The 14,685-nt window shown below is 60.6% G+C and carries 13 protein-coding genes and 1 pseudogene; 5 read left to right on the forward strand and 9 right to left on the reverse strand.

Going from position 1 to position 14,685, the window contains the following annotated elements:
* Positions 1–3: 3 nt before the first annotated feature.
* Positions 4–63 (forward strand): annotated as a pseudogene (locus KGB21_RS03490) (hypothetical protein); the annotation flags it as partial.
* On the opposite strand, the gene KGB21_RS03495 reads toward KGB21_RS03490, so the two are convergent.
* Positions 41–859: a phosphonate ABC transporter ATP-binding protein gene (locus tag KGB21_RS03495; RefSeq protein ID WP_223503568.1), complete on the reverse strand. Its 819-nt coding sequence runs from the start codon at positions 857–859 to the stop codon at positions 41–43. The pseudogene KGB21_RS03490 and the gene KGB21_RS03495 sit on opposite strands and share 23 nt — an antisense overlap.
* A complete protein-coding gene (locus KGB21_RS03500) occupies positions 856–1,707 on the reverse strand; it encodes a putative selenate ABC transporter substrate-binding protein (protein ID WP_034150220.1) in 852 nt (283 codons plus the stop codon). Before KGB21_RS03500 ends, KGB21_RS03495 begins: the two co-directional genes overlap by 4 nt.
* A gap of 361 nt (positions 1,708–2,068) precedes the next feature.
* On the opposite strand from KGB21_RS03500, the gene KGB21_RS03505 reads away from it, so the two are divergent.
* Positions 2,069–3,016, forward strand: a complete 948-nt coding sequence (locus KGB21_RS03505; protein ID WP_223503570.1) for a Ppx/GppA family phosphatase — start codon at positions 2,069–2,071, stop codon at positions 3,014–3,016.
* Positions 3,017–3,198: 182 nt separating this feature from the next.
* Here the strand turns inward: KGB21_RS03505 and KGB21_RS03510 are convergent, their stop codons facing one another.
* The 4 genes from KGB21_RS03510 to KGB21_RS03525 form a co-directional block, all read right to left on the reverse strand.
* Complete coding sequence (locus KGB21_RS03510; protein ID WP_223503572.1) at positions 3,199–4,755, reverse strand: amino acid permease; 1,557 nt, start codon at positions 4,753–4,755, stop codon at positions 3,199–3,201.
* Positions 4,756–4,886: 131 nt separating this feature from the next.
* Complete coding sequence (locus KGB21_RS03515; RefSeq protein WP_223503574.1) at positions 4,887–6,047, reverse strand: iron-containing alcohol dehydrogenase; 1,161 nt, start codon at positions 6,045–6,047, stop codon at positions 4,887–4,889.
* Between the two features lie 3 nt (positions 6,048–6,050).
* Positions 6,051–7,442 carry an aldehyde dehydrogenase family protein gene (locus KGB21_RS03520; protein ID WP_223503575.1) on the reverse strand — a complete coding sequence of 464 codons (1,392 nt, stop codon included), beginning with the start codon at positions 7,440–7,442 and terminating at the stop codon, positions 6,051–6,053.
* Positions 7,443–7,449: 7 nt separating this feature from the next.
* Positions 7,450–8,823, reverse strand: coding sequence for a glutamine synthetase family protein (locus tag KGB21_RS03525; RefSeq protein ID WP_223503577.1), 1,374 nt, complete (start codon positions 8,821–8,823; stop codon positions 7,450–7,452).
* A 233-nt stretch (positions 8,824–9,056) separates the two neighbouring features.
* Here KGB21_RS03525 and KGB21_RS03530 point away from each other — a divergent pair, with 233 nt between their 5' ends.
* On the forward strand, positions 9,057–9,383 hold the full coding sequence (locus tag KGB21_RS03530) for a carboxymuconolactone decarboxylase family protein (RefSeq protein WP_034150214.1): 327 nt from the start codon (positions 9,057–9,059) through the stop codon (positions 9,381–9,383).
* A gap of 78 nt (positions 9,384–9,461) precedes the next feature.
* Here KGB21_RS03530 and KGB21_RS03535 read toward each other — a convergent pair whose 3' ends face one another.
* Positions 9,462–9,827, reverse strand: a complete 366-nt coding sequence (locus tag KGB21_RS03535; protein ID WP_223503579.1) for a DUF6124 family protein — start codon at positions 9,825–9,827, stop codon at positions 9,462–9,464.
* Between the two features lie 668 nt (positions 9,828–10,495).
* Between KGB21_RS03535 and KGB21_RS03540 the strand changes: the two genes are divergently transcribed.
* Positions 10,496–11,476: a GlxA family transcriptional regulator gene (locus tag KGB21_RS03540; protein WP_223503580.1), complete on the forward strand. Its 981-nt coding sequence runs from the start codon at positions 10,496–10,498 to the stop codon at positions 11,474–11,476.
* Between the two features lies 1 nt (position 11,477).
* Here the strand turns inward: KGB21_RS03540 and KGB21_RS03545 are convergent, their stop codons facing one another.
* Complete coding sequence (locus KGB21_RS03545; protein WP_052321282.1) at positions 11,478–12,017, reverse strand: hydrolase; 540 nt, start codon at positions 12,015–12,017, stop codon at positions 11,478–11,480.
* A gap of 245 nt (positions 12,018–12,262) precedes the next feature.
* Positions 12,263–13,240: an alpha/beta fold hydrolase gene (locus KGB21_RS03550; protein WP_223503582.1), complete on the reverse strand. Its 978-nt coding sequence runs from the start codon at positions 13,238–13,240 to the stop codon at positions 12,263–12,265.
* 211 nt (positions 13,241–13,451) lie between these two features.
* Here KGB21_RS03550 and KGB21_RS03555 point away from each other — a divergent pair, with 211 nt between their 5' ends.
* Positions 13,452–14,459, forward strand: coding sequence for an Ldh family oxidoreductase (locus tag KGB21_RS03555; RefSeq protein WP_223503584.1), 1,008 nt, complete (start codon positions 13,452–13,454; stop codon positions 14,457–14,459).
* Positions 14,460–14,685: the final 226 nt, after the last annotated feature.

Genomic DNA, 14,685 nt, shown 5'->3' on the forward strand with positions numbered 1-14,685 from the left:
GGCGTGGACTTGCACATTGGCGCCAGCGAACAGGTCGCCATCATCGGCCCGTCCGGCGCGGGCAAATCGAGCCTGCTGAACTTGCTCGCCACCGCCCTGCGACCGGTGGAGATTGCAGTTGCTCGTTGGCGTAGAGCTTGTCGAGTAACTCGCGGTCAACTTCGCTGGCCGGAAGGTCGAACAGGATCTGTCCGTCACGCAAGCCGATGATGCGCGAAAAGTGCGCCAGGGCCAGCTCGACCGCATGCAGGCTGGCGACCAGTGTGACGTTGTGCTGCCGGGCATGGCGGCAGAGGACAGACAGGGTGTGCTGGGCCAGCACGGGGTCCATGGCCGAGACAGGTTCATCGGCCAGCAACACTTCCGGCGCTTGATACAGCACCCGGGCAATCCCTACACGCTGAAGCTGGCCCCCGGACAACTGCTGGCACTGCGCGAACAATTTGTCGCTCAAGTCCAGCCGGGCCAGCGCTGCGCGGGCGCCCGGAATATCCAGCGGATGCAGCAGGTTCAGCAGACATTTGCCCAAGCCCCATTGGCCGATTTTCCCGGCCAGCACCGCAGTCACCACGCGCTGGCGGGGCGGCAGGGGTGGTGATTGATGTACCAAACCGATACGAGCGCGCAAACGCTGCCGTTGCCGGGCAGAAAGCTGCCAGGCCTGTTCGCCGAGCACCTGCAATTCGCCGCCACTCGGTCGCAGGGCGGTGGCGAGCAAGTTCAGCAGGCTCGATTTGCCCGCGCCGGACGGGCCGATGATGGCGACCTGTTCGCTGGCGCCAATGTGCAAGTCCACGCCACGCAACGCCTGCACGCCGTTGGCGTGGGTGAGGTCGACCCCGGTCAAACGCAACGTCATTTGAGCAGGTCGGCGGCGCGTGCGGCTTCCTCGATGCCCTTGTAGTTCTCGGGATTGGTTTCGATGAAGCGGCTGGCGGCCTGCAAATCGAGAATCTCCTTGTCCGCGGGTTTCGCCGGATCGAGTGCCAGGAAAGCGGCCTTGATTTTTGCCGTCAGCGCCGGGTCGAGGGTCCCGCGCACGGTCCAGTTGTAGTCGAAGTACGCTGGAGTGGTGGCAAACACCTTGACCTTGGTGGTGTCGACCTTGCCCGCGGCGACCAGTTTTTCCCACACGCTGGCGTTCAGTACGCCAGCGTCGACCTTGCCGGCCTGGACCCAGGCGACGGTGGCGTCATGGGCGCCGGAGTAGCCGATGCGGCTGAAGTAGGTTTCCGGCTTGATGCCATCCTTGAGCATGAAGTAACGCGGCATGAGGCTGCCCGACGTCGAGGACACCGAGCCAAAGGCGAAGCTCTTGCCCTTGAGATCGGCCAGGGATTTGACGGCTGGGTCGGCGGTAATGAATTTGCTGGTGAACTGGGCATCCTGTTCACGCTGGACCAACGGAATGGCATTGCCAGTTTTCAGGCGTGCCTGCACGAACGTGAAACCGCCCAGCCAGGCCATGTCGATGCGGTCGGTGGCCAATGCCTCGACCACGGCCGGATAGTCGCTCACGGGCACGAACTCGACCTTCATGCCCAATTTCTGCTCCAGATAAGCGCCCAATGGCTTGAACTTTCGCAGCAATTCGGTCGGTGCCTCATCGGGAATGGCGCTGACTTTCAGGGTGTCGGCGGCCTGGGTCAACAATGTGCAGACAGACAGGGTCAAGCCGACGGCCAAAGCAAGGGTACGTTTGAGCATGGAGCGTCTCCGGTTCATTAGCGCAAGAATGCCGATGCGGAGGATACACGCTGATCGCGGCAGTGCGCCTTCTGAGGGTAGACGAAACGCAGCGACTGGATGAGTTACAACGCCGATGGAGTTTGAGGTTGGCGTGACACTGAACCCGTGGCGAGGGAGCTTGCTCCCGCTTGGGCGCGAAGCGGCCACAAAAATGGGACGGCTGCGCCGTCCAGCGGGAGCAAGCTCCCTCGCCACGATTACTTTTCGCGTGACCGTGTCACATGGGTGTCATCGACCGCGTGGCAACATCCTCGCAAACCCTCTTGAGCGGCCTGTGGAACTCCCTTTGCAGGCAGATGAATTTGCCAGGAATCCCCCCATGAAAGGCGACGCCAATCTCTTTGCGGCCATTGACCTGGGCTCCAATGCGTTTCGCATGATGATTGGCCAGTCGGTCAAGCGAAACCAGCGGATGATGATCCAGGAAGTCAAAACCCTGCGTGAGCCGGTTCGTCTGGCGGAGGGCTTTCAGGGAGGAGCGCTGGATGAACTGGCGCTGGACCGAGGGTGGCAAGCGCTGGCGCGATTCGGCAAGAAGCTGCGCGGTTTCGAGGCGGGTCGAGTGCGCGCGGTAGCGACCAGTGCAGTCCGCGAAGCCGACAATGCGCAACTGTTTCTCGCCAGCGCGGAGCGGCACCTGGGTTTTCGCATTGATGTCATCTCCGGGCATGAAGAAGCTCAACTGGTCTATGCCGGCGTTGCGCATACGATACGTGATGCCGAGAGCATGCGACTGGTCGTGGATATTGGCGGCGGGTCCACCGAGTTGATTCTGGGCAAGGGCGCTCAGCCTTTTCTCACCGAGAGCGTTGCCATTGGCAGCGGCACCTTTGGTGCGCAGTATTTTGCGGGAGGGCGAATCACCGCCCAGGCGCTGCTCGAAGCCGAGCGTGTGGCCACATTGCAGTTTGAAAAGGTTGCACGCCGGTATCGGGCGCTGGGGTGGCAGCAGGTGATAGGCTCGTCGGGTACCGCACGGATGTTGGCCAAAGTGCTGAAAGCCAATGGGCTGAACGACGATGGCCAAAACGGTATCACCTACAGCGGCCTGTTGCGTTTGTCTTTGCGCCTGCTTGAAGTCGGGCATGTCAAGCAACTCAAGTTGGCGGGCTTGCAAACCCATCGTATGAGCATCTTGCCCGGCGGCCTGGTGGTGATGCTGGCTGCGTTCAAGGTGTTCGGCGTTCTGCACATGACGCCTTCCGAGCCAGGGTTAAGGCTGGGTGTGCTGCATGGCCTGATGTCGGGGAATGCCGCCGCCCACTGAACAGCAGGCGACGGCTTCGTCTTGAGGGACCTCTGTAGGAGCCGGCTTGCTGGCGATGGCAATGTGTCAGGCGCAATGATGTCGACTGAACGACCGCCATCGCCAGCAAGCCGGCTCCTGCAGGGGACGGCATACACCATCGAACAACGAGGTCGAACCAAAAAATCGGATACGTACCCGGTTCAAGAGCGCTTATCCAAAGCCGCCTCAGCCGCCGCAATCTCAGCCTGCCGCCTGGCAATCACGTCCCCCACCGGCGGCCCTTGAAACCGTCGGGCCTCAAACCCGAACCAGACAATCGCCGTCAACACCAGAAACCCGATGGTGATGTACAACGCCCAGTCATTCGGCGGCTGAATGCCTATGACAAAAATGATCACCATCGACAGCACCGACAGAATGGCAAACACCGAATACCAGAATCGCCCCATGTTCCACGGCCCCATGGTCGGCCACTTCGACGTCCCGAAAGTGAACAGGCCCAGCACGATAGGAATCACGAAGGAGAAGAACAAGAAGATCACCGTGCAGGACACCACGATGGTGTAGACCGGCGTTTCACCGACCGAGATCACCGACGAGCCCCAGTCGAACAATACCGCCAGGGTCGCACCGGTCCAGATCGCCGCCACCGGGCTACGAAAGGTCGGTGACACCGAGGACAGTGCCTTCGAGAAAGGCAGACCACCGTCACGGGAAAACGCGAAGATCATGCGTGAAACCGAGGTCACGGTCGCCAACCCGCAGAGCACTTGCGAGATGAAAATCGCCACGTACAGCGCGAGTTTCAGTGTCGGGTTGACCTGAGTGTCCATGGCCCAGAAAAACACGCTCCAGCCTTTGCTGGCCGCCTCATCCATGTTCGGCAGCATCAGCACGAAGGCGCTGAGCATCACCCAACCGAACAGCAACGACCAGACCACCGACATGACCATGCCCCGTGGCACCGATATCGCCGCATTGCGGGTTTCTTCGGAGGTGTGCGCGGAGGCGTCATAGCCGGTGATGGTGTAGATCGGCAACAGCAGGCCGAGCATGAAAATCCAGCCGTTGGACACCTGTGGCCAGACGCTGCCGCCAGCCTCGCCGGAGTAGTTGCCGAAGGTCACCAGCCGGGCGAACTCGTAACTGGGGGCCGAGATCAGGCAGACGATGGTCAGCGCCAGCGCGGTAGCGAAGATCAGATAGCCGGAGAAGTCGGTGAGTTTGGCGGTCAGGCCTATGCCCAAGTGGTTACACAAGGCCTGGAGGCCGGTGAGGATCGCCAGGAAAATCACCCGGGTGGTGGTCGTGTCCTCCATGCCCAGTGCCGGTCCGAACGCACCGAAAAAGAAGTAATAGGTGCCGACGTTGATCGCGCCGAGCACCGTGACCAAACCCAGCAGGTTGAACCACGCCGTCAGCCAACCGGTAAAGCGATTACCCAGGATCGAGCCCCAGTGATACAGGCCGCCGGCGGTGGGATAAGCCGAAGAAATCTGCGCCATGGCCAGGGCGAACACCCCGGAAATCAGGCAACCGATCGGCCAGCCGATGCCGATGGCCGCACCGCCCGCGCCCGAGGTGCCCTGGGCCAGTGAGTTGATGCCGCCGGAGAGGATGCAGATGATCGAAAAGGAAATCGCAAAGTTGGAGAAAACCCCCATTCGTCGCGAGAGCTGCTGGGCATAGCCCATGCTGTGCAGCACCTTGACGTCTTCGTCTTGCGCGTCGGTGCCGGGCTGGCTTGCTGGGTTCATTGTGTGTGCCCCTTAGGTTTTGGTACGCATCCACCCGAAGTACCGGATGGGGTGGCCTTCAACCCCTTGTCGTACTGCTCCTGTTTGCACGCGATAACACCTGCCCATTCGACCCTGGACAGTCGACTGCTCTAGAGAAGGCCGTGAAACGCCGCATCGAAAATTTCCGCCGCGCCGGCCCGGGTGATCGGCAGCGGATTGCCGCCCGCCGAGGGGTCGACGACAGCCATGTCTGCAATCAGGTCGGCCTGTTTGTCATCCACACCCAACTCAAACAGCGTGTGCGGTACGGCGATGTCCTTGCGCAGTTTGAGGATGAAGGCCAGGAAGCTGTCGAAACCGGGGGAGGGCAGGCGTAAATAAGCAGCCAAACGCGTGATGCGTTCCTCGATGGCCGCTCGATTGAACTTCAATACATAGGGCATCAGCGTGGCATTGGTCATGCCGTGATGGGTGTCGTACAGCGCGCCGATGGGATGGGCGAGGGCGTGCATGCCGCCGAGTCCCTTCTGGAACGCGGTGGCGCCCATCGCCGCCGCCGCGAGCATCTGCCCGCGCGCGTCAAGGTCGGAAGGTGTATGCACGGCCCGCACCAGTGCTTGGGTCACCAGGCGCATGCCTTCCACCGCGATGCCATCGGCCAGGGGATGAAAACCGGGAGCGCAGTAGGCTTCCAGGCAGTGAGACAACGCATCCATGCCCGTGCCGGCAGTGATTTTCGCCGGCATGCCGACGGTGAGGACCGGGTCGCTGATGACCACGCGCGGCATCATTTTCGGGTGGAAGATGATGCGTTTGGTGTGGGTTGCTTCATCGATGATTACCGCTGCACGGCCCACTTCAGAGCCCGTGCCCGCCGTGGTCGGTACCGCGATGACCGGAGCGATACGGCTTTCATCGGCGCGGGTCCAGTAGTCGCCGATGTCCTCGAAATCCCACACCGGGCGGATCTGGCCACTCATGAACGCAATGAGCTTGCCCATGTCCAGACCGCTGCCGCCGCCAAAGGCCACCACGCCATCGTGTTGACCTGCACGCCAGGCGTCGAGTCCTCCGGCCAGGTTCGCTTCGACTGGATTGGGCTTGAGGTCGCAAAACAGCGCAGCGCCGAGACCGGCAGCCTGCATGGATTCCAATGCTGCCGTGGTGATCGGCGCGCGCGCCAGGCCACTGTCCGTAACCAGCAACGGACGCTGGATACCCTGGCTGCGACAGACTTCGGCCAGTTCGGTGATGCGGCCGACACCGAAGCGAATGCTCGTGGGGTAGTTCCAGTTTCCGGTCAGGCTCATGGCTCAGATCTCGTGGCGCAAATGGAAGGATTTGGCGCGGGTCAGGTGTTCGTAGCCAAGGCGCGACAGGGTGACGCCGCGCCCGCTGTTCTTCACCCCGGTCCAGGCCAGGGCCGGGTCGAGGTAATCGCAGCGATTCATGAACACGGTGCCGGTGTCGATCTCGTTGCCCAGACGTTCGGCGGCGGCGAGGTCCTGGGTCCAGATCGAGGCGCTGAGCCCGAACTCGCTGTCGTTCATCAAGGCAATGGCTTCGTCGTCGCCGGCCACCGACATGATGCCGACCACCGGCCCAAAGCTTTCATCGCGCATGACTGACATTTGATGGCTGACATCCACCAGCACCTGCGGCCCAAGGTAGGCGCTGCCTGGCACATCAGCGGGGAAGGCCTGCGGGTCGATCAACGCCCTGGCGCCCTGGGCCAATGCTTCGGCGATCTGCGCACGCACGAACACCGCTGCCCCCGGCGTTACCAACGGGCCGAGCGTGGTGGCTTCGTCCAGTGGATTGCCCAGCACGTACTGACGGGTCAAGTCGGCGAAACGCTCGATAAACGCCGGATAGATGCTTTGATCGACATAGATGCGCTCCACGGCGCAGCAGCTTTGCCCGGAATTGAAGAAGCTGCCGTCCACCAGGTTTTCCACCGCATGGTCGAGGTTGGCATCCGCCCGCACGTAGGCCGGGTCTTTGCCGCCAAGCTCCAGGCCCATGCCGACAAAGCGCCCGGTGGCAGCGCTTTCCATGGCCTTGCCGGCTTCCACGGAACCGGTGAAGTTCACCTGCTGCACGCGTCCGGAAGCAATAATCGCGGCAGTCTGGTCATGGCCGAGCAGCAGGTGATGAAACAGGCCCTCAGGCAGCTTGGCGCGGCGCATGGCTTCGGCAAAACGTTCGCCCACCAGCAGGGTTTGCGAAGCGTGTTTGAGGATGACCGCGTTGCCCGCCATCAGCGCCGGGATCACCGTGTTGACGGCGGTCAGATACGGGTAATTCCACGGCGCGACCACCAGCACCGTGCCCAGCGGTTCACGTTGGATATGCCGGCGAAAACCGGGAACGGGCGTGGGCTCAACCGCTGCCAATGCTTCAGGCGCAATGGCGATCATGTGCCGCGCGCGCTCTTCGAATCCGCGCAGTTCACCCGCGCCATATTTCACCGGTCGGCCCATTTGCCAGGCCAGTTCCGGGACGATTTCGTCCTTCATGGCCAGCATCGCGTCCACCGCGGCGCTGCAAAAAGCCGAGCGTTCGCTCAGGGGGCGGCGTTTCCATTGCGCCTGGGCAACGGCGGCAGACGCCAACGCCTGTTCGATCTGCGCAGCATCGGCAAAGGGGCGCTCGGCATAGACCCGGCCGTCGACCGGGGAGATCAGTTGAATCGTCGAAGTCATGATGGTCTCAGTAACGTTCAAAACCGCGCTGCAATTCCCAATCGGTGATCCGCCGGTCGTACTCCTTCTGTTCCCATTCGGCGGTGTGCACGTAGTGGTCGACCACTTCATCACCGAAGGCTTCGCGCAGCATGCTCGAGCCCTTGAGGGCCGCACTGGCTTCACGCAGAGTCTTGGAGACTTCGGGCAATTTTTCGTCGACGTAGGCGTCGCCTTCGAAGGGAGGGTCGAGGGTGAGCTTCTCGTCGATCCCGGCGAGCCCGGCAGCGATCAACGCGGCGAAGGCCAGATAAGGGTTGAGGTCGGCGCCGCCAATGCGACATTCGATGCGAATGGCTTTGCTGTCTTCGGCGCACAAGCGGAAACCTGCGGTGCGATTGTCGCGGCTCCACACGGCGCGGGTCGGGGCGAAAGTCCCGGCTTGAAAGCGTTTATAGGAATTGATGTAGGGCGCGAGAAAACAGGTGATGTCGTTGGCGTATTTGAGCTGTCCGGCGACCCAGGCGCGCATCAGTTTCGACATGCCGAACTCGGCCTTGGCGTCGAAAAACAGCGGCTTCTTGGCGTTCTTGTCCCACAGCGAGTTATGGATATGGCTGCTGGAACCGGCGGCGTCATAACGCCACTTGGCCATGAACGTGATCGCCTTGCCCTGCAGCTGCGCGATCTCCTTGCAGGCGTGCTTGATGATGACGTGGTGGTCGGCCATGGTCAGCGCATCGGCATAGCGGATATTGATCTCTTCCTGGCCTGGCCCCCATTCGCCCTTGGAGTTTTCCACGGGAATGCCCGACGCTTGCAGATGCTTGCGAATCGCCCGCAGCACCGGCTCTTCGCGGGTGGTCTGGAGGATGTTGTAGTCCTCGATGTAGTGCCCGGCGGTTTTCGGCTTGTAGTAGTTGCGCCTGTGGATCGACTCGTAGCTCTCGTCGAACAGGTAGAACTCCAGTTCCGAGGCGAACATGCCGGTGTAGCCGCGTTCACGCAGGCGCTCGATCTGTTTTTTCAGGATGGCGCGGGGGCTGTGGGGCAAGTCTTGTCGATGGTGGTGTTCGAGCACATCGCACAGCACCAACGCCGTGCATTCCAGCCAGGGCACCTTGCGCAATGTGCTCATGTCGGGCTTGAGCACGAAGTCGCCGTAGCCTTTGCTCCAACTGGCGGCGGCATAACCGGGCACCGGCTCCATGTCGATGTCATCGGCCAGCAGGTAGTTGCAGCAGTGGGTTTCTTCATAGCCGCTGTCGATGAAAAACTCGACCTGGAATCGCTTGCCGACCAGTCGCCCCTGCATGTCGACCATGCACACCAGAACGGTATCGATTTCGCCGGAGGCGGCAGCACGCTTGAGTTCGTCGAAACTGAGAAGAGGCTTCGTCATCACGGCAAGTCCTGCGCAAATTGTGTGGGCCTGTCTGAAATAGCTGTTGCAGACGCTCTCCAGAAAAACCCAAAACCTGCAGATGCGAGCATCGTGAGCAATAAGCTGCACTAAGCTTAGCCTACTGTCGCTTTTCGCAAGTTTTGCTGATCGAAGCCTTTATCTATCGGGTAAAACAGGGCCGGGAATGTGTTCAAGCGAGCAGCCCGGCACAGGTTCGCGAGGAGAAAACAATGACCAAGAAGAGAGCGCACAACACCTACCGAAACCTCAAGCAGCAATACCCGGATTACCTGGATGCGGTGGAAGCCCTGGGTACCGTTGTGCGTCACGCCGGTCCGCTGGACGAGCAAGTGGTCCAGTTGATCCAGCTCGGTGCCGCCGCGGCGATTCACTCCGAAGGCGCCGTGCACAGTCACACCCGGCGCGCACTGGAAGCCGGCGCAACCCCGGAGCAGATCCGCCACACCCTGATCGCACTCACCAGCACGATCGGTTTCCCGACCGTGGTGGCGGCGATCAGTTGGGCGGAGGATGTGATGGAGGAGGGCGTGGCGTAAACGCATCGGACTCAAAAGATCGCAGGAATTACGCGTTACCCCTGTAGGAGCTGCCGCAGGCTGCGATCTTTTGATCTTCTACATCTGCTCAGGTGGATCTATCTGATCCAGCACCCGATTCGCCGTAATTTCGGCCAGCATCACGCTGTTCGAAGTACCCAGCAGCGCATTGCGCGACCCACCGTCCAGATGGTCCACCAATTGATGGACCATCACATCGACCGAGGCCAGGGTTTCGACCAGATAAACCATCAGGGTTTCGGTATCCGCCTCAGGGTCAACGGAAAACAGGGTACTGGGTGTTCGCGGTGTGGCTTTGATGTCGGCAATCGAGGGGAAGTGAAAGTCGAGGGCGCGCTCGGCGGCTTCGTTGAGTTTGTTTGAGTCGGGTTCGTATGGGGATGCTGGATCGGTGTCCGGCGGGTTTGGCGTTACCTTGAACATGCTGTGGATTCCTGAATTGGGCCATCACCCATCCCTACTAAAGAAAGGGTGGCAGCTGCACGCAGGTTAGTAGACCGGGGAATCCTCGAAGCCGGCGCGCCCAAGGGCGCCCTGCGTACAGCCACCATCAGAATGCAGGCGCAAAGCCTGACTGGTGGAAGCGTTGTACGTCTCGGATTAAAACCACGGGCTACTAAACCCGATCACTGATGGGCAGTGACACGAATCAAGTTACCGAGGAGCCCCAAGGCGCACAAGCCGGCGGATTCTGGCGTAACCGTAGGCAACGGCGCAAGGTCTTGTAGCTTTCATGAAGTAACGTTGCGGGCGTTTAAACGCGCAGGTTTTCGCCATGTTTATTGAGCATATGGAAACGTCCTACAGGCGGTGAACCCTTCGAATAAACTACCCGTCCTGTGGCGAGGGAGCTTGCTCCCGCTGGGACGCGAAGCGGCCCCAAAAAAAGGGACGGCTACGCCATCCAGCGGGAGCAAGCTCCCTCGCCACAGGTTCAGTGTCACGTATCGATTGACGCACCCTCTGCGTCACGGTTTTCAGCTGGCCTGATCCATCGCACAATGGCGCCTCGCGACACAGGCATTTTTACAGTTCAACGGCGTAACGTGGTGGGTCGGGCATTGATCGAAAGACGGCAATTCAGCGGAGGCATGAAGGGCAAAAACCTTCGCTATCTCAATGAACATTCAGGCGATCTGCGAACGGTTCGGGCAGGCTTTTTGCTGCTCGAACATTTCTCGCTGCCGGCGTTTACCCAGGCGCTGGACACCATTGTCACGGCGAACCTGCTGCGACCGGGCTCGTTTTCATCCCGAACGTTCGGTTTGAGCGAGGGCGAGGTGGTCAGCGATCTCGGACTGGTGATTCGGCCGGATACCCGTCTCGATTGTGCAGAAATCAAAGAACTGGATCTGCTGGTGATTTGCGGCGGTTACCGGACGGAGCTCAAGGCCAATGAAGGATTTGTCAGCCTGTTGAGGACCGCATCAGAAGTGGGTGTCAGTCTGGCCGGGTTGTGGAACGGCGCATGGTTCCTGGGCAAGGCAGGCCTGCTGGACGGTTACCGTTGCGCCATTCACCCCGAACACCGTCCGGCGCTGGCCGAGTTCTGCAAGGCGACGCAAGTCAGCAGTGAGCCCTACATCATCGATCGCGACCGGCTCACGGCGTCCAGTCCGTCCGGCGCGTTCCACATGGCGCTGGACTGGATCAAGGGGTTGCACGACAAAGCCCTGGTCGAAGGTATCGAGGACATCCTGGCGTTCGAGGAGTCGCGGTACCGGCGCATCAAACCGACGGAAAATATCTGTGTGAGCGCGCCCTTACGCGAGGTGGTGAAACTGATGGACGCCAACCTCGAGGAGCCGCTGGAACTGGAACAACTGGCGGTTTACGCCGGCCGTTCCCGGCGACAACTCGAGCGCTTGTTCAGGGAGCAGCTGGGCACGACCCCACAGCGGTATTACATGGAGTTGCGGATCACCGAGGCGCGTCGGTTGCTCCAGCACACCGAACTGTCGCAGGTCGATGTGCTGGTGGCTTGCGGGTTTGTTTCACCCAGCCATTTCAGCAAGTGCTACAGCTCGTATTTCGGTTACAGGCCGTCGAAGGAAAAACGGCTGGTTAAATAAGCTATTGGATGGTGGGCGTGCGTTCACCCATGACGGCTACGCGACTCACCGCCAGCGGTGGGTTGAACGCCAGCCTTAGACGGTCGATGACTTGCTCGATCGACGGCCCCTGGATAGACGGTGGTTCAGGGCTCTCACCAAATTCGCGCCAGATGAACAGGGTCATTTCCGCGCCATCGGTCAGTGAATGAGCGTTGGCGCCGGCACCGAAGTTCTTCAGCAGCCGATACCGCTCATCCTTCCAGAACAGCTCTTCGACCCATGAGTACACCGGAATGAAGTGGAAGTGGATGGGGAAGCCCGGGTCGTGGCCGAATCGACTGATGTAGAGCCACTTCGGCTGGAACTCTGTTTGCAGGATTTTCTGCACCCTGGCGAGCAGCACGCCCATCTCGGCCAAAGCGCCCTCGGGCAGATCCGCCAGCGAACGGGTGTTGTAGCGCGTCCCGAGCACCAGATAGCCAGGGAGCTTTGACGACATGTGATGGTTGAGTATCCAGTGAGCGGTCTCATGGATAATGAATTGTCGTGCTATTTCCATGGGGGGTGTCCGTTGTCAGAACCGTGTGCTGAAAACCTCTGGATTTCCCGGTCAAGCAGGGCATCAAGTTTACCACTACTTATTCTAGATCCAGATCTGGTTGGGGCGGCAGGCTTTTTGAGATCAGGTCGCTGATACGCTAGCTGGTTTCGTGCCAAATGCATTGAAACGCGAGCTGCCGAACATGACTTTTTGTCAGGGTCCGGCAGCTGCGATACGGTTGCTGTCAATCTAGTGTTTCGCTGTCAGCTTTTGATGAAGGCCAGCAGGTCTGTATTGATGACGTCGGCGTTGGTTGTGCACAGGCCATGGGGCAGGCCGGGGTAGGTTTTCAGCGTGCCTTTCTTGAGCAATTTGATCGACAGGTGTGCCGAGTCGGCGATGGGCACGATCTGGTCATCTTCTCCGTGCATCACCAGGGTTGGCACGTCGATGTTCTTCAGGTCATCGGTGAAGTCGGTTTCCGAGAAGGCGCGAATGCAGTCGTACTGGGCCTTGGCCCCGCCGTTCATGCCCTGGCGCCACCAGTTATCGATGATCGCTTGAGACACTTTTGCACCCGGGCGGTTGAAGCCATAAAACGGCCCGCTGGGGAAATCGCGGTAAAACTGCGAGCGGTTGTCGGCCACGGCTTTGCGCAGGTCGTCGAAGACGTCTTGGGGGATCCCGCCGGGGTTTTTTTCGGTGCGCAGCATGATCGGCGGCACGGCGCCGATCAGCACCGCTTTTGCTACGCGGCCACGGCCATGGCGAGCCACATAACGCGCCACTTCACCACCGCCGGTGGAGTGGCCGACGTGCACGGCATTCTTGATGTCGAGGTGTGCCATCAGTTCTGCCACGTCAGCGGCGTAAGTGTCCATTTCGTTGCCGACAGCAGTCTGGGAGGAGCGGCCGTGACCACGGCGATCGTGGGCGATGACCCGAAAGCCCTTGCTGAGGAAAAACAGCATTTGCGTATCCCAGTCGTCACTGGAAAGCGGCCAGCCATGGTGAAACACAATCGGTTGGCCGCTGCCCCAGTCCTTGTAGAAAATCTGGGTTCCATCCTTCACAGTGATCGTGCCCGAACCGCTCGCATTGCCGTCGCTTTTGCCACTTGAAGGTGCGGCAGCCGGCGCTTGCTGCGCTGCCAGCACAGGCGCGGCCACGGCCAGAGCAGCTACCACTGCACCGGTGGTCATCAAGGCCCGACGGGTTGTTCCGCTCGTCTCATCAGTCATTTTTCAACACCCCTGTGTGTTCTGGATTTAGAGGGAAATTTATGGCCAAAACACTGCAGCGACCAGTAGACATGGGTGTTTGCCATTAACCCTTTGGTATGAGCAATTACTCGGCAGTCCTGTGCCGATTTCGTCACTCCCCACGCCCAAACCCATCAAGCCATGCAGCCTCGAATAGACCACCCTGAGCGGTCTGTTCAAGGAGATGATCATGATCCGATTGACCCTGATCGAGGCCCGCGAGTTGGCCGAATCGATCCTGTTGCACAACGGTTTCAACCTGGCCCACGCGCAAGCGGTGGCGGCGACGGTGATCGCCGGCGAGCTTGACGGCTGTGCCTCCCACGGCTTGTATCGGGTTCTGGGATGTGTGAATTCCCTGCGCGCCGGCAAGGTGTCGGCCGATGCCGAGCCCGAGGTGATCGACCAGGCACCGTCGATCGTGCGCGTGGATGCCGCTGGTGGTTTTTCGCAGTTAGCGTTTCAGGCGGGGCTGCCATTGTTGGAGGAGAAGACCCGGGCCAACGGGATTGCAGCGATGGCGATCAATCGCTGCGTACATTTCTCTGCGTTGTGGGTTGAGATCGAGCAATTGACCGCTGCCGGACTGGTCGCGCTGGCGTGTAATCCGAGTCATGCCTGGGTCGCTCCGGCGGGTGGACGGTTGCCGGTGTTCGGCACCAATCCGATTGCCTTCGGCTGGCCTCGCGCAGGGCAGGATCCCTTCGTGTTCGACTTTGCCACCAGCGCCATCGCCCGTGGCGACATCGAACTGCACCGCCGTGCCGGCAAAGCGATCCCCGAAGGCTGGGGCGTGGACGCCCAGGGCCTGCCGAGTACCGATGCCAACGTGGTGCTCGACAGCGGCGCGATGCTGACCTTCGGCGGGCACAAGGGCTCGGCGCTGGCGGCGATGGTGGAGTTGATTGCCGGGCCGTTGATCGGTGACCTGACCAGCGCCGAATCGCTGGCCTACGACGCCGGCAGCAAGTCGTCGCCGTACCATGGCGAGCTGATCATTGCGCTGGATCCACGACGCTTCTTGGGGGATGCGGCGCCGGAGCATTTGGCCCGGGCCGAGGCGTTGTTCCAGGGCATCGAGGGGCAGGGCGCGCGCTTGCCGTCGCAGCGGCGTTATGCGGCGCGGGCCCGGAGTTTGGTGGAGGGGGTGCAAATTCCTGAGGCCCTGTACAACGATCTGAAGGCGCTTCTGGCCTGATCACCTAACCCTGTAGGAGCTGGCTTGCCAGCGATGAGGCAAGCACATTCAATATCGATGTTGACTGTCAGACCGCCATCGCTGGCAAGCCAGCTCCCACAGGTTTTTAAGTGTTATTTAGATTGGGTCTCTCTGGCTGTTGCCGTCGACAAGGCGAACTTCAAAGCATCGGACAATCAGGTTTGACCCTGTGGGAGCTGGCTTGCCAGCGATGAGGCCGACACAT

It is taken from the genome of Pseudomonas sp. GL-RE-29, assembly GCF_019947275.1.
In the GTDB taxonomy this organism is placed as follows: Bacteria; Pseudomonadota; Gammaproteobacteria; order Pseudomonadales; family Pseudomonadaceae; genus Aquipseudomonas; species Aquipseudomonas fluorescens_A.

Coding starts and splice junctions, on each gene's coding strand:
- KGB21_RS03495 (WP_223503568.1), bottom strand. CDS start 859: ATGACGTTGCGTTTGACCGGGGTCGACCTCACCCACGCCAACGGCGTG.
- KGB21_RS03500 (WP_034150220.1), bottom strand. CDS start 1,707: ATGCTCAAACGTACCCTTGCTTTGGCCGTCGGCTTGACCCTGTCTGTC.
- KGB21_RS03505 (WP_223503570.1), top strand. CDS start 2,069: ATGAAAGGCGACGCCAATCTCTTTGCGGCCATTGACCTGGGCTCCAAT.
- KGB21_RS03510 (WP_223503572.1), bottom strand. CDS start 4,755: ATGAACCCAGCAAGCCAGCCCGGCACCGACGCGCAAGACGAAGACGTC.
- KGB21_RS03515 (WP_223503574.1), bottom strand. CDS start 6,047: ATGAGCCTGACCGGAAACTGGAACTACCCCACGAGCATTCGCTTCGGT.
- KGB21_RS03520 (WP_223503575.1), bottom strand. CDS start 7,442: ATGACTTCGACGATTCAACTGATCTCCCCGGTCGACGGCCGGGTCTAT.
- KGB21_RS03525 (WP_223503577.1), bottom strand. CDS start 8,823: ATGACGAAGCCTCTTCTCAGTTTCGACGAACTCAAGCGTGCTGCCGCC.
- KGB21_RS03530 (WP_034150214.1), top strand. CDS start 9,057: ATGACCAAGAAGAGAGCGCACAACACCTACCGAAACCTCAAGCAGCAA.
- KGB21_RS03535 (WP_223503579.1), bottom strand. CDS start 9,827: ATGTTCAAGGTAACGCCAAACCCGCCGGACACCGATCCAGCATCCCCA.
- KGB21_RS03540 (WP_223503580.1), top strand. CDS start 10,496: ATGAAGGGCAAAAACCTTCGCTATCTCAATGAACATTCAGGCGATCTG.
- KGB21_RS03545 (WP_052321282.1), bottom strand. CDS start 12,017: ATGGAAATAGCACGACAATTCATTATCCATGAGACCGCTCACTGGATA.
- KGB21_RS03550 (WP_223503582.1), bottom strand. CDS start 13,240: ATGACTGATGAGACGAGCGGAACAACCCGTCGGGCCTTGATGACCACC.
- KGB21_RS03555 (WP_223503584.1), top strand. CDS start 13,452: ATGATCCGATTGACCCTGATCGAGGCCCGCGAGTTGGCCGAATCGATC.